Genomic DNA, 22,655 nt, shown 5'->3' with positions numbered 1-22,655 from the left:
AGAATTACTTTTACCTATTGCTTGTTTATTCGCGAGTGCTCGCCGCTTGGTTTATTATTTAATACATTAGGCTTAACTCAACATGCTTCAACTAACCGCCTAAAGTCAAACCTGCTAACGGCTCACTTTATTGTCTATCGGTTGAGGGTCTGTAGGTTGAGGCAAAAGCCTCATCGTTCGAACAAAGTCGCCCATTTGTAAGCGCGATGCAATATCCCATCCAGAAGTAATGTGTGCAAAAACCGTATAATGCCTATCTAGATGCAAGTTTGGTTGTAAATTTATAAAAAATTGCTGTCCAATTTTATCTTTTCCTGCACTGGCCATTCCTATTGTCCCTTGCGTGTGTTCATCGAGCGTCCACTCATCGCGCAAAAGGAAAGCGGCACCTCCAAGCCCATTGCCAACTCGATCGCCTCCTTGAGCAACGAAATTCGCAATGACTCTCGAGAAAACTGAGCCATCGTAACCTTGGCGATTCACCTGCTCAATGAAAAATGCCGCAATTACCGGAGTTTCAACATGTAATTGCATAACGAAAGTCCCGCGATTCGTTTCTACTTCGATGCGTTGCCCGATGGCTCGACTCATTTGTTCAACCGTGGGAGTTTCTCGCTTGGGTAAATCGGCGTTGGCTTTTGGTTCTTTCGTGTAAGCGTCACGAACGGCATCGTCTTGCCATAGCGCTAATCGCTTTATTTGATCGACCAACAGCTCCGATTGGTGCTGCTTAAAAATGTCTAACGCAAGCAACTTTAACCAGCGTGGTGCACCTTTGCTGATCTTTTGCGCGGCACTCAATGCCTCTTTCGGGGCTCTACTCGATAACCATTGTAATGCAAGGCCCGACAACCAAACGTTGTCATTCAATAAGCTTTGGTAGATCACTGGTCGCATAACTTGCTCTGGCGCATCAGTGAGCAACGAAGTCACCACTTCGGCTTTTAAGATGTCATCTAGCATTGGATAGGCATTGAGGAGTGTTTGGTACATTTCTGGCTCACCACTAAAGGGCGCTAGTGCCCTGACCACTTCAATTTTCACAGGATCAGCGACGGTCGGAAAAAGACGTAACAACTCAATCCAATTTTCTCTTTGTGGAAAACGGCTCCAAGCCTTGACCAACAATCCTTGGGCGATCTCATTTTGGCTGTTCTTAATTGCGTTGAGCAAGTCACTCTCGGTGTATCCAGAGACGGCCATGCTTAGCCGCGATAAGGCAAATGCAAATTTAATTGATTGGTCATTGGGTAACTGACTCCCTACTAGCAAATTTTTTATAGCCAGACCCTGAATCTCGGGTTGTGTGTATTGATTCCATGTTAACCAATGCCCGAGTCCTTTCGCCGCGCCTGCCGAATGCTCTAAACTTCCTTCCATCGTTTCATTGTGAAGAGCAGCAACTTGCCGATTTAAGAATTGAAACGCAGCGTTACCTCCTAAAGACGCTAAAGCCAATGCTATCTCTTCTTTTACGACGCTATTTGATTCGACAGCATTTGAATTAACAGTATCCGACTCTTGATTATAGGCTTGGATCAACCAAGTCGTTGCTTGTTTTGAGGCACTACTGCCCAGCGCAAAGGCAGCCAGTTGACGAGTCCTCGCATCAGGGTGAGATAAGAAGGGATAGGCCAATTGCGCCGCCTCAGGACGCGCTAATCTAGCCAGTCCTTGCAGAGCTTGCCGCCGTATTTCTGGATAAGAAGACTGCAAGGCTTGCTGCCAAACCGGGCTATCTAACACGCCTTGATCACTCGCCTTAACGATCTCCCAACGCATTTCTTGCGCCTCTAAATCTAATTCAAAGGCAGTAGATTGAGTGGATTGACAACCAGTCAGCCCAACCATCAACACCAATAAAAACAATCCAAGACACGTCCGATGGGTGAGCAAAGCAAGGTAATCCCAAACCAACAATAAACCTTTTGGTTCGACTGACTCAGACCTGTAATACAATGACCTTAACCTCATACTAGTCTCACAATTTGTTGAAATCGATGCTACACTAAACGCTTCATTTTTTAATCGACGACTGAACTATTTTATGGCGCAATTTATTTATACCATGAATCGGGTGAGCAAAGTTGTTCCTCCGAACAAAACCATCATTAAAGACATCTCACTGTCATTTTTTCCCGGTGCAAAAATCGGTGTCTTAGGTTTAAACGGTGCTGGTAAATCAACGGTCTTACGAATTATGGCCGGCGTTGACACTGAATTTGATGGCGAGGCGCGCCCGCAACCAGGCATCAATATTGGATACCTACCACAAGAACCGCAACTCGATGAGTCCAAAGATGTGCGCGGCAATGTCGAAGAGGGACTTGGCGAAGTTAAGCAATGGTTAAAGCGTTTTGATGAAGTCAGCAACGCTTTTGGTGAGCCTGATGCCGACTTTGATGCTCTACTCGCCGAGCAAGCTGAGTTACAAGACAAAATTGAAGCGGCTAACGGCTGGGAAGTTGACCGAACGTTAGATCGAGCAGCCGATGCCTTGCGTTTGCCGCCATGGGACGCCGAAGTAAAACACCTGTCTGGTGGAGAGCGTCGCCGAGTCGCCCTGTGTAAGTTACTCTTATCGAAACCCGACATGTTATTACTCGACGAGCCTACTAACCATTTGGATGCCGAATCCGTTGCTTGGTTAGAACGATTTCTTCATGACTTCACCGGAACCGTCGTTGCCGTAACCCATGATCGCTATTTCTTAGACAATGCTGCCGGGTGGATTCTTGAACTTGACCGAGGACATGGCATTCCTTGGGAAGGCAACTACTCTTCTTGGCTTGAGCAAAAAGAAAAGCGCCTTGAAATGGAAGAGAAACAAGAAACCGCTCACCGCAAGGCCATGCAAGAAGAGTTGGAGTGGGTGCGATCGAATGCGAAAGGCCGACAAGCCAAAAGCAAAGCTCGTATGCAACGCTTCGAAGAATTATCGTCTCAAGAGTTTCAAAAACGCAATGAAACTCGTGAACTTTACATACCACCGGGTCCTCGATTGGGCAGTCATGTGATTGAAGCTAAGGGCGTGCAAAAGAACTTTGGCGATAAAGTGCTCTATACCGAATTGAACTTCCGACTGCCACAAGGCGGAATCGTTGGAATCATTGGTCCTAACGGAGCGGGTAAATCGACGTTATTCAAAATGCTTATGGGCCAAGAAAAGCCCGATGCCGGTGAAATTTCAATTGGTGAGACGGTTGAGTTAGCTTACGTTGATCAATCAAGAGACGCTCTCGATGGCGAGAAAACCGTCTGGCAAGAAATTTCTGATGGCTCAGATAATATTACGGTCGGCAGTTACACGGTGCCTTCTCGCGCCTATGTTGGACGATTTAATTTCAAAGGCAGCGATCAACAAAAGCTTATTAAAGACTTATCCGGTGGTGAACGTAATCGCGTGCATCTCGCTAAATTATTACGCAGCGGCGGCAACGTCCTATTACTCGATGAGCCAACCAACGACTTGGATGTTGAAACTTTACGTGCATTAGAAGACGCATTGCTGGCTTTTCCGGGCTGTGCCGTAGTAATATCACATGACCGTTGGTTCTTGGATAGAATTGCAACGCACATATTAGCTTTCGAGGGAAACAGTGAAACCGTCTGGTTTGAAGGCAACTATGCTGAATATGAAGCCGATCGTAAGCGCCGTTTGGGGGCCGATGCGGATCAACCTCATCGGATCAAATATCGAAAGTTGAGTAACGATTAATCAAACAAAAATAAGAGGTATTCATTATGGAAATGTCTGATCAAGACGCAATGGCGTTAATGGCGAGTCTCGGCGCAGTATTCTTTGTAATACTTGCTGTATTTATCGCAATTTTTTGCTTATTTTTATACAGCTTGCACAAAGTACTAGCAAACGCAGGGGAAGAGAATCGCGGCATGCAGCCAGGTCTAGTTTGGTTGAACTTGATTCCTGTATTCAATTGGGGTTGGATGATTTATACCGTCATCAAAGTTGCAGAAGCTATTAATAACAAGCACAAAGCTCACGGAATTACAGATCCAGGTAATGGTGCGAAGACCGTTGGACTCATTTACTCGATCAGTGTTCTTTGTGGCTTAATCCCAATTATCGGGATCATTGCTCCTTTCGTTGCACTCATCTCGTGGATCATCTACTGGGTAAAAATTTCTGGATACAACAGTAGCTTACCACAACTTCAAGGATCAGCAGACGCGGCAGCCTAGTCGAAAACGTTGACCAAAGAAGATAAGAAAGAGCGGTTTTACCCGCTCTTTTTTTATTCCTCCGAAACTCGCTTAATCGGAAACAGGACCACTCGAATCACGCACCACTAATTCAGGACTAAATCGTTTAGGCTCACCTTCAGACGCTTGAGCATTGCCTGCTTTTAATTGGTCGATTAATAATGAAGCCGCCGTTTCTGCAATGGTTTGATTGGGCTGATGGGCGGTTGTCAATTTAGGCCAAGTCTGACGCGAAAAAGGACTGTCTTCGAAACCAACAATCGATAACTGTTCTGGAATTGAAATGCCCAGTAAGCGAGCGGCGAACAATGCACCGGCCGCTATTTCATCATTGCTCGCAAAAATGGCCGTTGGTGGATTTTTACGACTCAATAATTTCTTTGCGCCTTCGACACCCGAATTAAAAGAATATTCGCCGGGCAATACCAAGGATTTCTTCACGCTTATTTGATGGTCAAGCAAAGCTTGTTCGTACCCTGCACGACGTTCGCCAGTCGACCCATGCTCTTCTCCGCCACTTAAAAAACCAATACGTTGATGTCCTAAAGCAATCAAGTGTTTCGTAATATCATAAGCAGCGCCCTTATCGTCGACCACCACGCAATTATGAACATCGGTTAAACCTTTATCACTAGACACAACACGAACATATTGAATATCCAGTTCATTCAGAGCTCGAATAATCTCCGGGCGCTCAGAGAAAGGAGGCGTTAATACGAGGCCCGCCACTCTTGAATGCTTTACTAATGCGGTTATTTCTTCGATAAAATCCGCGCTGTCTTTTTGACATGGATGAATTAATAGCTCATACCCTCGACGTCGACACTCAGATAGAATTCCATTTTGCATGTCAATGACATAATAAGCGTTAGGATTGCTGTATACGAAACCAATGATATAAGAGCGCGTACTCGCCAAATTTCTTGCGGCTTGGTTAGGCTGATAGTTTAACTCGGCAACAGCCGACATGACTTTATCGTAAGTTTCTTGTTTTACCGATGGCTCTCGGTTTATCACCCGAGAAACGGTTTTCATTGATACGCCAGCGTGCTTTGCAACGTCATTAATCGTCACACTCATAAAATATTCAGTCCTAATCCTAACTCGTCAATGCAACATCAACGCTTGCTTGTCTTGTTCGCGCGATTGTTGAGGTGTTGTATAGGTGGCAATATTACCACTAAACATGTCTTTCGCCTACGTAGCAACAATGGTTCGGTTAGCAACTGAAGAAATTGTATAGCTAAACTTTTAAACGCCAGCGTTTTTCATAGCAATAGGCTAACAGCAGCCACTTAATCGTAATGGCGACTAAAACCCAGGCGAACGGCTGTAAAATGGCGGGAAGAATAACAATCCATTGGCCAAACAAACTGCTTTCAAGATAGTGCCAATCAAACAGAGAAGTAGATAGATAAATAGCAATAGAGTTGAATCCGATGACGGAGAAAAAGACCGTCAATGCTCGTAACTTTAATACATCACTAATGACTAGGGCCGCTGCTAACATAAGAATGCAGTAACCACTTGAAAAGAGTGCAAACGAAACGGTCCACAAAATCTTGTTCACAGGAATCCAAATCGATAAGAACCAACCAAGATTCAAAGAAATCATCGAAAATATCAATAGTTGCGCTAGCTTTAACTTGTTCGAAGCACCTTCTCTAAAAACCAGCTGAGAAATTATTGCGCCGATCAATGCATTAATAATTGAGCCTATATTACCCAGCAATCCCTCTGAATCGAGATGATTAGATTGATAGAACACTCCTGGAAGATAATGCTGGTCCATCCAAGTATTGAGTGAGTTTTCAGCCGAATAATTGGTTACCCAACCAAGATTTGAAACACTATGCTGTAAAAGGCCATAGAGGCAGACAAGGCCGATTAAAAACCAAATTTGGCCGCGCATTGTGCAATGCCAAACAACCATCGCAGACACTAACCACGCGACAGCTATTTTAGCGAGAACACTGGCGTAGCGAATGTCATCAAAGCTGTTCGGAATACCAACGCCCCAACCGTGGTTGTATACGATACCGAGTAAAACTAATAGTCCAAATCGACGTAAGGATTGTTGATAAAGTCGGCTTCGAACGTCGACAGATAGCCGCTGAATCTGCTGTGGTCTTAACCCCAAGCTCACGCCGCTTAAAAAAATAAAACACGGAAAGATTAAATCGTAGAAAGTTAAACCATGCCATTCACTGTGCTGCATTTGCCGATCGAGAAAGGACACCAATACATGCGGATTAAAAGTTCCTATCGCTTTAAAAATTTGGTCGCCACCGATGATCCAAAACATGATAAAACCACGCACGAGATCAATAGCCAGTACGCGGTTATTTTGAATACTCATTCCCAAAACTTTCTCTGATCAAATCGTTACTCAAAAATCTTAACCTTGGCTGAGAAATATTTGACCATCACCACTGAAACCACAAAGACACTAAAATACCCAGCCGCATTCCACCATTCTTTAAAGACCAAAGAACCCGTTGTAAACAAGATACTGTAAGCCATTGCTATGGCACTGATCCAACAGACGAACAACAAGGTTAGATTTGATTTTTGCTCAGATTTCTCGGCAAAAGTCCCCCAGTTTCCGGCAGGCTTAATTCGATCATAAAAACTTTGTAACGTTTCTGAGTCGGTTGCAGGCGTCAGAAAGGTTACCGAAATCCAGACGAACGCGGTAAATACTAAAGTAAATACAAATCCACTCGGGTCTTCAATGATCGGTTTTCCCCAAGATTCATCGACGTATGGCGCTAACACAAACTGAGTTAAAGAATAGCCGACAAAAGGTGCAATGGTAGCCGCAATTTCACTCCACGCACTGACTCGCCACCAATACCAACGCAATATCAAAACTAGACCTAAACCCGCCCCAGTTTGCAATAAGAAATTCCAGACACCCGCGATAGACTCCACTTTAGAAGTCACAAAAAGCGCGACTAAGATCATGACAAAAACAGCCACTCGAGAAGTCATAACGAGTTGCTTTTCGCTCGCATCAGATTTTATAAATGGACGATAAAAATCATTAATAATATAACTGGCTCCCCAGTTTAATTGCGAAGCGGTTGTACTCATATAAGCGGCAAAAAAAGCGGCTAACAATAAGCCTCGAAATCCTTCAGGCAAATAATCTTTCATAGCCAACACGTAACCCATTCGAGCTTCAGATAAGTCTGGGTAGAGTACTAAGGCACTTAAGCCAACTAACACCCATGGCCAAGGACGAATACAATAATGTGCAATTTGAAAATAAAGATTCGCATACACGGCATTTTTCTCGTCTTTTGCACTCATCATTCTTTGAGCAACATAACCACCACCGCCAGGTTCGGCACCTGGGTACCAACTGTTCCACCACGGCAATAAAATCATCGCTAAGAAACTGCCCAAACCAAGAACCAATAAGGTTCCTCCCGATTGCTCTTGACCTATGGCAGGGAAGAAGCTCAAGGCTTCGCTTGGCAGCTGCTGTTTCAAACCATCAATACCGCCAATTTGCTCAGAGTTCACCACTAAAAAGGCCAAAATAATACTGCCCGTCATCGCGATAATAAACTGCACAAAATCGGTATACACTACACCGAGTAAACCAGAAAAACCCGAATACAAATAAACCACGAGCATCGCTCCTAAGGCATACCACAGTGATTGTTCGGGAGAAATTCCAAAGAAGACTTGCAGCAATGTAATTAGGGCCAGATTTACCCATGAAATAACCAGAGCGTTAATAAACAGCCCCATGTACAGCGCCCTAAAACCGCGCAGAAATCGCGCTTCTTTACCTGAATAACGAATATTAATGAGCTCTACATCGGTCAGTATATTGGCTCGACGCCAGTAGCGCGCAAAGAAAAAAGTCGTCAACATACCTCCGGCCAACATGTTCCACCACATCCAGTTTCCGGCAATACCACTTTGCCGAATAAGCTCTGTGACTGCGAGAGGCGTATCAGCCGCAAAGGTTGTAGCAACCATCGATGTACCAGCAAGCCACCAAGGCAAACTACGGCCGCCTAAAAAGAAGTCGCTGGTACTGTTACTCGCTCGCTTGCTGAAGTACAAACCTAAACACGTGATGAAAAGTATGAATACTAGAATGATCGAATAATCGATCCAACTTAACGAAAATGCTTGTTCCATGCCTACCCTCTACTTTTCATTTTATTGTTTTGTATACACATTGTTAGCCATCACCCAGGTCGATAACACACGAAAGTTGCTGTCTAAGGCAATGAAATTTGCATGGCATCCTACTTCAAGGTGACCATATTCCTGTTCGATTCCCAGGAAAGTCGCCGGCGTTTTGGCACTCATAGTGCTGACCATTTCTATGGGTATATCGAGCCATTCCATCGCATTAATAAAGGCTTGATTCATCGTCAGTACAGAACCGGCTAGCTCTCCTGTCGTCGATGTTAATCGATCGCCATCTCTTACGATTTCACGATCAAAAAATTCAACCCGTTTGAGGTCAGTACCTGTTGGCGCCATAGCATCAGTAACCAATATCAAACGATTAGCGGTTTTTAATCGATAAGCTAACGAAATGGCGAGCGGATGAACATGAAAACCGTCGACAATTATGCCGCAAAAAGTCTTCTCGCTGTGTAAAGCGACACCAACCATTCCAGGCTCTCTTGAGGTTAAAGGAGACATCGCATTGAATAAATGAGTGAACCCTTTCGCACCAGAGTGAATCGCTTTAATGACTTCATCCGCATTTGCATTACTGTGCCCTAAGCAGACAATAACGCCGCGCTGTGTTAACCATTCGATTTGATCAGCAGGTACGGTTTCTGGTGCAAGAGTCACGACCACTACCCCAAGATCATCGCGCGTAAATAACTCTAACTCCGCACGTTCTAGCGCTCGAATTAACCCTTGGCTGTGCGCTCCCTTCTTGCTTGTCGCGATTCCAGGACCTTCAAAATGCACACCCAAAATGCCCAATCGTGGATTTTTACGAGCCTCCGCAACTGCGTTTGCGGCTCGCTCCATGGTCTCAAATTGATCAGTAATCACCGTTGGTAACCAACTCGTTGTTCCAAATCGCTGATGAGTCGCCGCAATGCTCTCCAGCGCATTAACACTCGGATTTTGATTAAACAATTCTCCACCGCCGCCATTCACCTGAATATCAATAAAGCCAGGTATGACGGTCTCTAAATATTCAATCATCGGTTTGTTTTTAGCGGCCGCTACTTCAATCGGATCATCGGTGAGTACCGACACCTTTCCGTTTGTCGTCACCAATACCGCATTTTCAAGCCAACGCTCACCGGTAAATAAATGTTTAATAAAATATTTTTGTTCCATAGACTGCTTCTGAGACTCATTTTGAAAGCCTAAATTTCTTCTCAATGATTGAAACACTAAAGTGTCTCCGTCACTTTTTTCAAGCCAATCGGTTGATCGGGATTACGTCCATCGGCGGAGGCAATTTGTTCTATATCTAAATAAAATCTTAGCAACACTAAAAGTGGGTTGATTCTCTTGTGAGCACTTGCCGTAGATTGCACAAGAGAAATGACCCTCGCTCCTCTTGACGAAAAATCTTCGACTGCGGCAAGATGACTCGATAATGCTTCATCTTCGACATTCACTGCAAGTAAAGTAATTTTACCCGCAGCCAACGTCACCGGACCATGTAAAAATTCAGCGCTACTAAATGCCTCAGCATGAATTCCACAAACCTCTTTTATTTTGAGCGCCATTTCTTTGGCGATAGCGTAGCCAAAACCTCGGCCAATCACCACACAGTTGCCCATTTCTTTGAACGCTTGATGGCGAATTTGTGCGGAATTTTTACTTTCAATACCTAACTCATGCGGTAGCTCGTTCAATGCGTTCATGAGCTGAGCATCATTATTCCAATTGGCAACTAAGCGCAGCAATGCGCTTAACGTACACAGGTAACTTTTGGTCGCCGCTACAGAGCGCTCAGCGCCTGCATTTAATGGAATAGACCAATCTGCCTGCCTGACAATCGGTGAAGTTTGGTCGTTAACCAATGCCAAAATTTTTGCGCCCCCCGCATGTGCACTCGCAACCTGAGCTAGCAAATCTGGGCTCTGACCAGATTGGGAAATAACGATCACTAAAGCTCGTGAAAGCTTCAAGGTTTTCTGGTAAATACTCGATACAGATAACGCAGCCGACATGGTTGGAATTCCAAGCTCAACTTCGAACAAGTACTTAGCAAAAACTCCAGCATGATCAGAAGAGCCTCTGGCAACAATCATAATAAATTCCGGAGACCATGATTTAATTTCATTTGCAACGGTCGCGAAATTTTCACTGTCTTCTTGTTGTAGCTTGACTCTTGAGGAAGTCTCGAACGTTTCGCGACGCATCAGTGACAATGTCATTTTAATGCTCCTGACTTTTTAGAAAAAGAATAGCCCCTAACTCCGGCGAGAGCTTTGCTTGGCAAACGGCAGAAGAAACATCAGGGGCTAACCAGGGAGTAATTCGATCGGCAATGCCTCCTATCATCGACAAAGCCGGAGGGTTGAGAGTGAGCAAACGTCGCGCCACTGCCGACAAATAATCTCCGGCCTCTCGAAGAATTGAAATGGCAACCGGATCATGTTCCGCTGCCGCAACAAAAACAGCGGGCGCTAACTTTGCGTAATAACGAGGTGGCTTACCGGATAAATCTTTAACAAAGGCAATCGGATCGGTAATTTTGAGTTCGCGACTTAAAGCACTTTCTTGTTCAAGTTTATCGCTCACTAATAAACTGTGTTGAACCGCCTTTAAACCAATCCATGAACCACTTCCTTTATCACCATGCGGAAAGCCGTGCGCGCCGATTAATAACGACTGTTCAGCGACTTTTGCATAGCCACATGAACCTGTTCCAGCAATAATCACGGCACCATCTTCACCGCCGTGCGCGCCTAACAAAGCAATGTTCAAGTCGGTCGTCACCACGTGAGAGCGAAAGGGACTGTTCCAGTGCTGCATTTTATTCATTATGTCTGGAATATTCACACCAGCTAAACCAAGCCCCGCGCGCATATTGGACATATCACGGAAACACATTCCCGCTTGCAAAACAGCTTGGTAAGCGGCTTCACAAATGGACTTGGTCGCAAGCTCAAAGTCTTGAAAAGGGTTGGCTGGCCCGGAGCGGGCTTCACCTAAAATTCCATCTTTTTCGGAGTAAACAACGGCTTTACATTTCGTACCACCTCCGTCAACTCCGATAAATAATTCGTCTTCCGCAGCCATTCAATTTCCTAGCAAAATCTGTGTTTAATTTTTTAAATGTCATCTTCATTTAAATGATATTGGCTTACCCTACCGCAAAATGACAGCGCTGTCATTTTATTTTTATTATCCTTGAACAATTATCGCAAGTTTTGGTACTGATTAAGCCAATCTTACCGACAAGGGGTCGATTAATTAACTGCGATTGAGCGGCCAACTCGTTGCGTTGCACGATGAACTGCGCGAACCAAAGTACCGGAAGTAACGGACATGTTGGGATGAATCAACGTCCACTCATCACTGTCGGGCTGTTTAACTTCAATATCAAATCCTGGAAACGCCGTACGATAATATAGCTTGTCGGATTTCAGCACCGCGCCCACCGTAGGAATGCGAAAATCAATGTCCAACTTCGCCAGTTTGCGTAATTCCTTATGACCCAGTGTCGCAGCAAAAACACGCCAATCCTTATCTCGTTGCTTTTTGCGTTGCTGATCAAAATAACTGGTGTCGCTTGAGTAAAGACGCCCATGATGATCATATTCCAACTCCCAGTCTGCTTTATGCCAAGCTCTTTCAGATAATGCGAGTAATCGCGGGAATAACATGTACTCAACTAAAGTGTCATCTCTGATCGACTCACTCCAAAACTGCCCTTGTACTCCATACAGTTTTAATCCATTTTTAATTGGCTGATGTTCTTTTGAACTACGATCATCGGCTTGGTAGCGATTGCCCGAACGATCACGCCAAACTTCCGCCATTGCGGGCAAATTATCAGGCATAAACTGAAAGACCTTTTGAGTATTCGTACGTCGCGATCCCCAATAATAACCAGGCTCTTCTGGGTCTACTTCATAAGGAAAATCAAAATACGTCACATCAGGGTTCGAAGCCACCACTTGCCAACCACGATTGATTAAGTCATGAGTGGTTTTATGCCCCTGCCAAAACAATGCGGACCAATCATTCACTTGTGTTGGTTCTGGCATATTTTTTGTGTGAGTTAACTTCATTCCATCGCTCCAGCCTGCAGCGATAATTCCCCGCTCAGCTAAATGTTGAGCCACGGTCTCAATAAAATAGCCTGTTAATTGTTCAGGTTTTTCAATCTCTGAGTGTTCCTGTATAAAGTTCTGGCACTGTGGAGAATTTTTCCATGCCCCAGCCGTTTCATCAGCACCAATATGATAGCGACGTAAAGGCGTTCCGGCTTCTTTGTGCATACGAGCAATTTCAGAAATGACTTCATAAACAAATTTATACGATGACGGCAAACAAACATTAATGGTATTGTCGTGATAATACTGAACCGATTCATAGATACTGGTATCGGATAAATCCGTCAACAAAAACTCCTTGGCTCTTTCTGGCTTTCCTTCTGTCATCAACTTTCGATAACGTGCTTCCATTGCTTTTACTGCCGCTCGCGAATGACCAGGCATGTCGAATGAAGGGATCACTTCGATTTGATGAGCATCGGCATACTGCAAAATACTTTTATATTCTAACTCGCTGAAATATCCATTAACTGAAGTGTCTGCATTAGGTCCACTCCCTAATTGTGGCAATAGACAATTATCTTCGGCTAAATCAAAACATCGTTTTGAAGCAATTTGAGTTAGTTCAGGCAAAGTAGGAATTTCGACGCGCCAACCTTCGTCGTCACCCAAGTGCAAATGCAGTTTATTTAATTTATACGCCGCCATTTGCTCAATTATTTTATACAGCAATTCTTTTTGGTGAAAATTTCTTGCAACATCGATATGCAAACCGCGAAATAAATATCTAGGTTTATCTTTTAAGGAAATGTCTGTCACACTTAAGTCATTAATATCCAATAGCGCGGCAACGCTCATTAATCCATAAAATGCACCTGTGGCTGTTGTTGCTTTAATATGAATGCTACTTTTATCTACGGAGAGTTCATACGATTGATCAGCAAGGAGAGAATGGCTATTAGTCGGCTTTAAATGGGTGATAAATACCGGAACACCCTCATCAACAATGGGTACACCCAGTCGTTGAAACCTCTGTAAGGCAACACTTACCATTGCACTATTCGCCTTAAAATCGTTTTTCTTTAGGGTAATTCCGTTGCCTAAAAACAATCGAGCATCAGCATTAAAATCGAGTATCTGACTGGGCATGGGAACAATTCTATTACGCCATTGTTCTTCGTCTATATTTTTAAAATTGCTGTATTGTTGATATAAGTATTGTGCATCACTGATCTGAATATTGTCAGTATCTCCGCGCTTCAAGAATTTATCATTCTGCGGCAAACCAGCAAAAAACCAACGGTTATTTTCCTGTAACGATATTTTATTTTTCTCATCCGTTACTGCAAGCACTTCAGGTTTTAGGCCCTCAATAACAATAAAATAATTGGGCATAATATCTGAATTAGATAAATGCCAAAAATCGGAATAAAAAACAACACTGATTATTTTATTATCGGTCGCCGTTCTTAGCGGATACAATCTATGTAAATCACCATTAACATGTTCAATAGCAAGTCCATCATTCGTAGATCGTCGCGCTGGCGCTATGTGACTAAAGTAAATAGACCATGGCTGTCCATGCAGTGCATCAGGAATAGACATGGTAATTTTTGATTTAAAACATTGACCTCCGGCGAACTCTGAAGCGCATTCTCCTTCAGGCTGATTGTCTATCACTTGATAATTAAGCTCTATTGACTGAGCAACAGAATGTAGCTTTTCTTGCGTCAAATCAGCTAGATTAACATTGGTTTGAGTTAAAACATTTTTCTCTGAGACGGTTTGAATGGCGGCGTTAACGTTTGACGCACGACTTGACGCATTATTATTTAACGGAGGAGCGTCGTCGCAGCTGACATTCACAAGTGTTAATAGCGCAATATAAAAAGTAGTGTGTTTTAGAAATGACATTGACATTATACCGTTTGAAATCCATACCGATTTACTTTTTCAATTAACTCTCGTTGCCGAGGTAGTTCTCTAGCTAGTTGTTCGTTCATCTTTCGAACTGAACTGAAGTGTTGCTCAGCAAGAACGTCATCTTGAAATGCACTTAAATTTGATGATATTTCGGTTTTAAACTGCATGCCATATAAAACAAATAAGTAACTATCGAGTACGAAGGGTTCATAAGCATAGTCAAAATCGTACTTGCTCGGGGGATGATATTGCCAATGTGCGAGTTTCTCTTTCAAGCTGTCAGGAATTGTTCTCTCTGAACAATTATCGATCCAATACTCCGAATCTCGACGATTTGAAATACAATAATGCAATTTGATAAAATCCAGTGTTTTATCCCAGCGCAAAGCAAACGTAGAGTTAAACTTTTTACTCACCAATGGCAGTGACACCTTTAATCTAGGAAACTGGTCGGCAAGCATGGTGGCCGCAGCATCGATTAGAAAAATTGCAGAGGCTTCAAGCGGTTCAATAAAGGCTGCCGACATGCCAATAGCAACACAGTTATTTTTGAAAAATGTTTGCCTTACCCCCGTTTTCATTTTTAATGAACGCACGGATAGTTTATTGATGCTGTTTCCGACGTAACTTTCTAATGCCTTATACGCCTCGGCCTCATTCGTGTAATCACTTGAATATACATGCCCAACTCCTCGACGGTGACGCAAGCCGATATCCCAAACCCATCCTGCTGATTGAGCAGTCGCGATGGTGTGAGTAGCAATAGGGTGCATGGGATCATCGTAAGGTACTTGAACTGCCAGTGCGCTATCGTTAAATATTTTGTCCTTAATATCAATCCAAGGAACCTTTAGCGCTCCCTCAATTAGCAAACCTCGACTGCCGCTACAATCGACAAAAAAATCCGCATTAAGCATGCCTTTTTGATCAGTCATCACAGAACGAATAAAACCATCTTCATCGACATTTACATCAATGACATTTGCCGATATATGTTCAACGCCCAGATGGCTGACACAATGTTCGGTTAAGAATGACGCAAACTTTCCTGCATCCAAATGATAGGAATAATTTAAGATAGCGTGATAGGCGGGTGTGGTGATTTTCTTTGGCGCAAAGCCTTCTCTGCAAGTAAAGGCTTGCGTCGCTACTGTCTCATCGTATTGTTTCTTTTCAACGAAAGACTTCTTTAGCCAATATGGAACTAAGTTCATATCGTAAGCTGAATGATAAACTGCGCTCAGCGGGTGAAAATAACGATGAACAGTATCATTAATTGGTTGATTGAAATTAATAAACTCAGAGCCTTGTTTAAAGGTTGCATCACATTGTCGTATAAAGTCAGTTTCATCTACGCCAATTTTTTGTAACGTTGAGCGTAAATTCGGCCATGTACCCTCTCCTACACCGAGAATGGGAATATCTGGAGACTCAACTAAAGTAATCTTAACCGAGTCACTGCCTTTCGAGTTTAACTGATGAGCAAGTATTGCAGCGGTTAACCAGCCAGCGGTACCGCCACCGACAATTAACACTTTATTAATTATTGGCTCGTCTGGCATAGTTTTAACTCTGAGCTGCTAAAAGTTTTGAGATATTTTTCATCGACAAAAGTGCCGCATAAATCACGGGTAAATAACCTAATCGCTTTAATTCAAGAAAATCCTTATCGGCCATTTCATTTAATCTCGCCTCATCAATCCAATACAATCCATCGAGAGTGCATTGACCGCTTGACAACGTAAATTCTAAGGTCTTTTTCTCGATCAAATCGTTTTCTAACATTATCTGAATAAAGTTTTGCGTCTGTTCGGTTCTCTGATGTTGTTCTTCGAGTAAATTTATTAGTTTTTTCATCACAGACGTTTGTTCTCCCTGCGAAGAAAATAGCGTTTCCCCCTCAGCATCATTAAGTTGCGACGAGGTTGCATCAAAACACACCATCATCTGTCTGGACTCATCATCTACGGGCAAGAGAGCAAAGGGATGCAATTGCACTGAGGTTGGCAGTGTACTTACTGTCCATTGACCGTTTTCGATAAACGCATTTGGCTGATTGTCCGTTAGACTCATCAAAGCAACGGCTCTTAACTGCCCCGTCTCAGAGTCTTTCGCAAAACAGAGTGGAAAGTCCGCTTGCAACTGGGGAAACTCAAATATATTGATGGCAACGGTTTGTCGATTTAGAAACTCTGCAGCGGTATCAACTGACCGCCACTTTAGAGACGCATGTTGAGTATGATTTAAAGGAATGTACTGTGTCATGTTGGTAACCTGCTTTATATTTTTTGGAATCCATAGTGATACACCTTCGTCAATAGATCTCGATGGTTCATCAACTGTATGGATAACTCTTTTTGCGCAGTTTGTGTTCTTAAAACAATACTGCGTGCTTTTTGTTGTTCAAAATAATGAGTTCCAAAGTCGGTATATTCGTTAAGCATACCGTAAAAAACATATTGGTAACTTTCTTGTGGGAATGGCTCAAAGACACTATCAAACTCGTACTTACTCATGGGCTCGTAGCGCCAACGCTCTAGTTTGGCTTGGAGTGAGTCAGAAACTGTTTCTGGTGATTGATTATCACGCCAAAAGTCGCTGCTTCTACGCGAGAGTAAATAATGCATTTTTATAAAGTCTCGCGTTTTCAGCCAACGTTGCAACATCGAATGATTGAATATTGTTTCTGCTGATTTAAGTTGCTCGTTTGTCTCTGGAATGAGTTCGCATAACATATTACCTGCGGCTTCAATTAAAAATATGGCCGAGGCTTCAAGAGGCTCAATAAAGGCGGCAGACATACCGATAGCAACACAATTCTTATGCCAAAATTTCTCTCGATAACCGATTCGCATTTTGATCATTTTTGCGCTGAGCTCAGCACTTACATCGCCAATATATGAGCGCAGTTGTTCTTCTGCGAGATCATCTGAAAGGTGATGAGAAGAGTAAACATGTCCAGTCCCTCTTCGATTGTACAGCCCTATATCCCATATCCACCCGGCTGTCTGTGCAGTAGAGTTAGTTTGACAAGCAATGTTCTGTGTTTCATCTTCATAAGGAACTTGAATGGCGATGGCTCGGTCAGTCAATAGCTGGTTAGACATATCCATAAATTCAATGCCCATTGCCTCGCCTAATAGCAAGCACCGAAAGCCACTACAATCGATAAAAAAATCCCCTTCGATCCTTTGCTCATCGTTCAGTTTGACATGACGAATGTCACCAACATCATTTAAAGCAACTTGCGTAACATTGGAGCGAATATGTACGACGCCTAAAACTTCTGTTGCATGACTTTGCAGTAGCTCAGCGAACTTACCAGCATCTAAATGATAAGCATAATTCAATACGCCGTCGTACTCGCGGTGGGTTATTAGTTTTGGTGCCAATCCCTCTCTACACACAGCCGCTTGAGCAGTCACCATGTCTGCATAGGTCAAGGGTGTATCAGATACTGACTCAACAAAATGTTTACACCAATAGGGCGCTAAATTAAAATCAGCAGGATCGACCGTCGATGAAAACATGTGGTAATAATGATGGCGTTTTTTTTCATTTGGTTCATGCAGCCAATCATTAAAACGTGTTCCTTGCTTAAACGTTGCGGAACATTTCGCCATAAAAAGACTCTCTGATACGCCAAGTTCCATGAGCGTTTTGCGCATCGTTGGCCATGTGCCTTCTCCTACACCAATGGTTGGAATATCAGGCGATTCAATTAAAGTAACTTGCACAGATTGCGAATAACGACAATTAAAACGCTTAGCGAGCTTAGCTGCGGTTAACCAACCAGCGGTTCCACCACCCACGATAACAATGCGTTGAATTTTTTTATTTCGCATAACTTACTTGTCACTTTTAAACACAGCTCAAGACTACAGTATCAAAGAAGAGTAAATCTAGTGTAAAGAACGGGGAGCAAAACTCTGCTCCCCGCTGGCATCTTAAAATCGAACCGATGCACCAAGGAAGAAACGCTTTCCATTAGCTGTAGTTACACGATTTGATCCAAGGCTACTGATTGGATTGTGCGACTGCACAGTCACTTCATCCGTTAGGTTAACGCCTTGAAACGTAACATCGATGGTATCCGTCGCATGCCAAGTGACGCTAAGATCTAAGTAAGCTTGATCATCAAACACATCCAAAGCATTACCAAAAGCAGTACCCTCAGCTAAAAACTCATCGCGATAGGTGTAAGCCAATCGAGTTTCGATCAAATCCGTTTGATAAAAACCAGTAATGTTATACGACGTGTCTGACTGGCCCGGTAGTGATGCGACATCTCCAGCTTCGGTGCGTCCCTCACTGTCCGATAACGTAAGGTTAGCTAGCACACCGAAATTGCCAAACATTTTTTGATAGTTAAACTCAACACCTTGAACTTGACCTTGAGTTCCTTGTGTTGGAACCGTTAGCGTATAAGGCTCAAGATCATTCGGTGCATTCAAGTCGCCATTTGGCTCATAAACCAAGTCGGTAATGGTTCCTGAGCTACCAAAAGACTTAATGTCTTTTACAAATAAGGCAACACCCACAAAATTATTGTCACCAAAGTAATGTTCTACACCTAAGTCGATTTGCGTTGCTCGGAAAGGATCAATACCAACATTACCCGAAGACGCCGTGTTAGCTGTTGGATTAATCGCTGAAAGTGCAGGATTAAGAGTGCTGTAGGCTGGACGACTCATCACTTTTGCAATCGACATTCTGAACAAGGTATCTTCTTCGAAGTCGTAAGCAAAGTTAAAGCTTGGTAGAACATCCGAATAATTGGCTTCGCGAGCAAACAATGAGTTCTGATCGAGAGGGTCCGCGTAGGTAGAACCTTCGACGTCCGTTTTCACGTAACGGAATCCGATATTACCGCGGAATTTATCACCGGAGAAATCACCTTGCAGATACATTGCTGTTATCTTTTCTTGAACCTCACCGTATGCGGCGTAAAGATATTCGCTGCCGGTCACGTTATTCCGAACCGCAGAGTCAAAATTTAATCCAACGCCTGCAATGCTGCCTTCAGAGCCACCGACTAAAACGCCACCATCAATATCAATCGGTCCATTAAAGTAACCACTGTCACCTAATGTTGATGCGCCAGCCATAACCGCCGCAGCATCGACCGTGTAGTTTGTTTGCGCTTTTCCAAACGAATGATCACGGCTTTTTATACCAACTTTAATGGTATGAAAGTCTCCCCAACTGACATCAAAATCTAAATCAGCTTGCAACCAATCTTCTTCATCAAACAAGGTGACTTCACTCAACGACATGGCTAAGTTGGTTTGCCATGACGGGTCTGATAAATCGAGATTATTAACGTTAAGATAGAAACCCGTTGCGGCAAGAAAGTCGTAATCAACCGAAACATTTCCGCCGTTGTTTTGCCAACGTGCATCCGTATCATTAATTCCCCAAAGCGAGTTTACATTTCCACCATTGCCGCCTTCAGCACTGGTATTCCCAACCGAGCCATGAAAACGCCAAGTGTCGCCATCGTAATCAAAGGTTAAGTCGGTTAAGTCACTCTCAAGTTCCGGACGACGGCTATTAACATCTTGCGCTAACATCCAACCACCTGATGCGGTGGTTCCACCAATTAACGTTCCAGCCATTGGCACGCCTGTTGTGGGAGAAGTTACCGAGCTACCATTAACAACATCCGCAGAACGATTAAATAATAAGAAATTTTGATTGGTATTCTGAGCATCCAACTGAGTATTAAAATAATGCAAACCAATACTTAATCGATCGCTTGGTGCAAATTGCGCATTGATATCAAACGTGTCTCTTTGTCGATCTTGACGAAACTGAGCGATGCCTGCTGCCGACCAAGCTTCTTCCCAATAATTCTCAGCTTTGTTACCACGACCGACCGTTTCTGCCGTAGATAGCGTTGCTAAAATACCAAAGTTCGCCTGCTCGTTTTTCCAACTAAATAATCCACTTGCAGAAGCGCCTGTGTCACTATCAAGAGAGTTTTTCATGGCTTCAACAGACGCGTAAATGGTTCCTGAATCTAAATCTAAAGGTTTGCGAGTATTCAACATTACCGTACCGCCTAAACCACCTTCATCAAGTTCTGCAACAGGTGATTTATACACGACCACTGATTCGACCAACTCTGACGGCATTAGATCCATGTTAAAACTACGACGGTTGAACGACAGTGAGAACCAACTGGTTGACGCAACAAACTGACCATTTACCAATGTCTGAGTCAATTGAGGATCCATACCACGAATAGAAACCTCATTTCCTTCTCCGGCAAAACCACGGTTAATCGTGACCCCAGGAACTCGTTGCAAAGACTCGGCAATGTTCTTATCTGGAAACTTTCCAATGTCTTGCGCGGTAATCACATCAACCACCGCATTCGCATCGCGCTTATCGGCAAGGTTACGTTTTAAACTTTCGCGCAAACCCGTCACCGTGATGGTAACGTCGGCCGTCTTCTCTTCGGCTTTTTGTGTTTCCGGCTCGGCAGCAATTACTTGCCCAGTCGCCGCGGAAGCAAGCGATAGCGCCACTAAATGGGGTATCACTTTTCGTTTAAACTGAGGTGTAGCCATTTGATTTATCCCTCTTTCAGTTTTAGTTTTTGATTTTCTTAACCATGCCTTCTCACTACCCCGGCATTTATTATTCCTTTTATGACAACGCTGTCATTTGCACTGACCTTACACAGATTAAATTTTATCCGCAAGTGCTTTGCGATATTTTTAACGCTTTTATGACAGCGCTGTCAATAAGTCTTGAAAAAATACCGACGAAAAGTCGGCATAAATCAACGCATTACGCGATAGTCCATAAAATTATATCTAAGTTTTCACTTATCCTAACCACTTAGGGTCACTTTTACGCAACGCAACATTGAACTGACGAAGTGAGACGAATCAATCTTTAAAAGCCACGCTCTGGTGGCTTTTAGGATACGTTAATAAGCGTTTGGCAATTGGCACTTAGGAAGCTCTTGCCGTTGGCGCATAGACAACACCGACGCTTTACAGCCAAGCCCATCGGATGTTTCTTGACGCTCAAACTCCAGCTTCTCTGATTGGCATTTACAATTTAGACCTTCAATTTTGTAGTCGGTCTCGGACATAACATCATCTAAAATAATCGGCGTGACGGTCATGCTATCGTCATCGCTTGGAAACATCCCATAAATGCCAACGGCCACTAAAGTGATCAAAACCACAGCAATTGCCCCGCCAATCATGGCTACAATAATTCGCACCATACTCTCCTCTACTTTGTCTATTTGGAGCGTTTTAATAAACTTTCAGCAAGCAACCCGATATTTCGGTAGCATTGCGCTCGAAAACTGGTTTTTCGCCAAATAAAACCAATTTGTCGCTCTGCATTTTCAAACGGCATATCGAGCGCAATGAGGTTAGTATTTCTTAATAAACCTGCTTCAATGGCCATATCGGGCAAAAAACTAATCCCTTCACCATCTTCTAACATGGTTACCAATGTGGTCAGGCTAGTCGCCTCAAATGGGTGTATTTTCTCTGTTTTTGACAAGCGACATGCCTCTAAAGCATGACCTCTTAAACAATGCTCTTTCTCAAGTAACATTAAACTACCGTCAGGGACATCTTCAAAATCGGTCAATTTTTTGAGATCGCTTTGACGGCTTTTATGGGCCACTAACTTGAAATGATCATGGCCAACGGTCATCACATGAAAACTTCCTGTATCGATTGGTAAGGCGAGTATCGCTACGTCAATTTCACCGCGCTCTAACTGAGCTAATAATTGAGCGGTGGTATCTTCGACTAAACGTAACCGCAACAATGGGTACTCTTGACGACTTCTCTTCGCTAATTTTGGCAACAAGAATGGCGCAATCGTAGGAATGCAACCGAGGCGAACCTCTCCCGCCATAACATCGCCATCAGCAGCGATTAACTTCATCATATTCTGGCTTTGGTCGATGATCATTCGTGCCTGCTCAACAACCAGTTCCCCCATCGCGGTAAACATTAATTTTCGATTATCACGCTCAATCAGTTGCTGCCCGACCAATTCCTCTAAGTTGTTGATCGCAACCGATAAAGTTGACTGGCTGATATGACATGACTCTGCCGCTCGATTAAAATTTTGCTCTTTATAAACGGCGAGCAAATATTGTAATTGCTTTATACTGGGGAGGTTCATCTGCACCTTTTTCGATTAAAATCACCTTGACGATAGATTCTATCGAACAATAATTCGAATTACTAGCTTTTCAACAAACACACCACTAGGCGCTTACCCGTT

General features: G+C 43.4%; 16 protein-coding genes. 2 read left to right on the top strand and 14 right to left on the bottom strand.

Features of this window, described 5'->3' with window-relative positions:
• Nucleotides 1-114 precede the first annotated feature (114 nt).
• On the bottom strand, nt 115-1,959 hold the full coding sequence (locus Q9312_RS15690) for a peptidylprolyl isomerase (RefSeq protein WP_309201809.1): 1,845 nt from the start codon (nt 1,957-1,959) through the stop codon (nt 115-117).
• Nucleotides 1,960-2,047: 88 nt separating this feature from the next.
• Here Q9312_RS15690 and ettA point away from each other — a divergent pair, with 88 nt between their 5' ends.
• On the top strand, nt 2,048-3,718 hold the full coding sequence (ettA, locus tag Q9312_RS15685; RefSeq protein ID WP_309201808.1) for an energy-dependent translational throttle protein EttA: 1,671 nt from the start codon (nt 2,048-2,050) through the stop codon (nt 3,716-3,718).
• Nucleotides 3,719-3,744: 26 nt separating this feature from the next.
• Nucleotides 3,745-4,203, top strand: coding sequence for a hypothetical protein (locus tag Q9312_RS15680; RefSeq protein WP_309201807.1), 459 nt, complete (start codon nt 3,745-3,747; stop codon nt 4,201-4,203).
• A 72-nt stretch (nt 4,204-4,275) separates the two neighbouring features.
• Here the strand turns inward: Q9312_RS15680 and Q9312_RS15675 are convergent, their stop codons facing one another.
• The 13 genes from Q9312_RS15675 to Q9312_RS15615 all read right to left on the bottom strand — a co-directional run bounded on the left by Q9312_RS15675 (nt 4,276) and on the right by Q9312_RS15615 (nt 22,553).
• On the bottom strand, nt 4,276-5,304 hold the full coding sequence (locus tag Q9312_RS15675) for a LacI family DNA-binding transcriptional regulator (protein ID WP_309201806.1): 1,029 nt from the start codon (nt 5,302-5,304) through the stop codon (nt 4,276-4,278).
• Between the two features lie 163 nt (nt 5,305-5,467).
• On the bottom strand, nt 5,468-6,583 hold the full coding sequence (locus Q9312_RS15670; RefSeq protein WP_309201805.1) for an acyltransferase family protein: 1,116 nt from the start codon (nt 6,581-6,583) through the stop codon (nt 5,468-5,470).
• 26 nt (nt 6,584-6,609) lie between these two features.
• Nucleotides 6,610-8,385: a sodium:solute symporter family protein gene (locus tag Q9312_RS15665; protein ID WP_309201804.1), complete on the bottom strand. Its 1,776-nt coding sequence runs from the start codon at nt 8,383-8,385 to the stop codon at nt 6,610-6,612.
• A gap of 21 nt (nt 8,386-8,406) precedes the next feature.
• Nucleotides 8,407-9,618: an N-acetylglucosamine-6-phosphate deacetylase gene (gene nagA, locus Q9312_RS15660; protein ID WP_309201803.1), complete on the bottom strand. Its 1,212-nt coding sequence runs from the start codon at nt 9,616-9,618 to the stop codon at nt 8,407-8,409.
• Nucleotides 9,618-10,613, bottom strand: a complete 996-nt coding sequence (gene nagB-II / locus Q9312_RS15655; RefSeq protein ID WP_309201802.1) for a glucosamine-6-phosphate deaminase NagB-II — start codon at nt 10,611-10,613, stop codon at nt 9,618-9,620. The genes nagA and nagB-II overlap by 1 nt, the downstream gene beginning before the upstream one ends.
• Before the next feature lies 1 nt (nt 10,614).
• Nucleotides 10,615-11,481 carry an N-acetylglucosamine kinase gene (gene nagK / locus Q9312_RS15650; RefSeq protein ID WP_309201801.1) on the bottom strand — a complete coding sequence of 289 codons (867 nt, stop codon included), beginning with the start codon at nt 11,479-11,481 and terminating at the stop codon, nt 10,615-10,617.
• A 170-nt stretch (nt 11,482-11,651) separates the two neighbouring features.
• Nucleotides 11,652-14,375, bottom strand: coding sequence for a family 20 glycosylhydrolase (locus Q9312_RS15645; RefSeq protein WP_309201800.1), 2,724 nt, complete (start codon nt 14,373-14,375; stop codon nt 11,652-11,654).
• A gap of 5 nt (nt 14,376-14,380) precedes the next feature.
• Nucleotides 14,381-15,946, bottom strand: a complete 1,566-nt coding sequence (locus Q9312_RS15640) for a tryptophan halogenase family protein (RefSeq protein WP_309201799.1) — start codon at nt 15,944-15,946, stop codon at nt 14,381-14,383.
• Between the two features lie 4 nt (nt 15,947-15,950).
• On the bottom strand, nt 15,951-16,649 hold the full coding sequence (locus tag Q9312_RS15635; RefSeq protein ID WP_309201798.1) for a SapC family protein: 699 nt from the start codon (nt 16,647-16,649) through the stop codon (nt 15,951-15,953).
• 14 nt (nt 16,650-16,663) lie between these two features.
• The gene (locus Q9312_RS15630; protein WP_309201797.1) at nt 16,664-18,229 is read right to left on the bottom strand and encodes a tryptophan halogenase family protein; all 1,566 of its coding nucleotides are present in this window, start codon (nt 18,227-18,229) and stop codon (nt 16,664-16,666) included.
• 102 nt (nt 18,230-18,331) lie between these two features.
• A complete protein-coding gene (locus Q9312_RS15625; RefSeq protein ID WP_309201796.1) occupies nt 18,332-20,959 on the bottom strand; it encodes a TonB-dependent receptor in 2,628 nt (875 codons plus the stop codon).
• Between the two features lie 365 nt (nt 20,960-21,324).
• Entirely contained in the window at nt 21,325-21,630 is a 306-nt protein-coding gene (locus tag Q9312_RS15620; RefSeq protein ID WP_309201795.1) for a hypothetical protein, read from the bottom strand.
• A 17-nt stretch (nt 21,631-21,647) separates the two neighbouring features.
• A complete protein-coding gene (locus Q9312_RS15615) occupies nt 21,648-22,553 on the bottom strand; it encodes a hydrogen peroxide-inducible genes activator (RefSeq protein WP_309201794.1) in 906 nt (301 codons plus the stop codon).
• Nucleotides 22,554-22,655: the final 102 nt, after the last annotated feature.

This window comes from Pleionea litopenaei (assembly GCF_031198435.1).
GTDB lineage: Bacteria > Pseudomonadota > Gammaproteobacteria > Enterobacterales > Kangiellaceae > Pleionea > Pleionea litopenaei.
This window is presented reverse-complemented; position numbering and strand designations above follow the sequence as displayed.

Excerpts from the sequence above, each read along its gene's own strand:
- ettA (WP_309201808.1), top strand. The coding sequence starts at position 2,048 with ATGGCGCAATTTATTTATACCATGAATCGGGTGAGCAAAGTTGTTCCT.
- Q9312_RS15680 (WP_309201807.1), top strand. The coding sequence starts at position 3,745 with ATGGAAATGTCTGATCAAGACGCAATGGCGTTAATGGCGAGTCTCGGC.
- Q9312_RS15675 (WP_309201806.1), bottom strand. The coding sequence starts at position 5,304 with ATGAGTGTGACGATTAATGACGTTGCAAAGCACGCTGGCGTATCAATG.
- Q9312_RS15670 (WP_309201805.1), bottom strand. The coding sequence starts at position 6,583 with ATGAGTATTCAAAATAACCGCGTACTGGCTATTGATCTCGTGCGTGGT.
- Q9312_RS15665 (WP_309201804.1), bottom strand. The coding sequence starts at position 8,385 with ATGGAACAAGCATTTTCGTTAAGTTGGATCGATTATTCGATCATTCTA.
- nagB-II (WP_309201802.1), bottom strand. The coding sequence starts at position 10,613 with ATGACATTGTCACTGATGCGTCGCGAAACGTTCGAGACTTCCTCAAGA.
- nagK (WP_309201801.1), bottom strand. The coding sequence starts at position 11,481 with ATGGCTGCGGAAGACGAATTATTTATCGGAGTTGACGGAGGTGGTACG.
- Q9312_RS15645 (WP_309201800.1), bottom strand. The coding sequence starts at position 14,375 with ATGTCATTTCTAAAACACACTACTTTTTATATTGCGCTATTAACACTT.
- Q9312_RS15640 (WP_309201799.1), bottom strand. The coding sequence starts at position 15,946 with ATGCCAGACGAGCCAATAATTAATAAAGTGTTAATTGTCGGTGGCGGT.
- Q9312_RS15635 (WP_309201798.1), bottom strand. The coding sequence starts at position 16,649 with ATGACACAGTACATTCCTTTAAATCATACTCAACATGCGTCTCTAAAG.
- Q9312_RS15630 (WP_309201797.1), bottom strand. The coding sequence starts at position 18,229 with ATGCGAAATAAAAAAATTCAACGCATTGTTATCGTGGGTGGTGGAACC.
- Q9312_RS15625 (WP_309201796.1), bottom strand. The coding sequence starts at position 20,959 with ATGGCTACACCTCAGTTTAAACGAAAAGTGATACCCCATTTAGTGGCG.
- Q9312_RS15620 (WP_309201795.1), bottom strand. The coding sequence starts at position 21,630 with ATGGTGCGAATTATTGTAGCCATGATTGGCGGGGCAATTGCTGTGGTT.
- Q9312_RS15615 (WP_309201794.1), bottom strand. The coding sequence starts at position 22,553 with ATGAACCTCCCCAGTATAAAGCAATTACAATATTTGCTCGCCGTTTAT.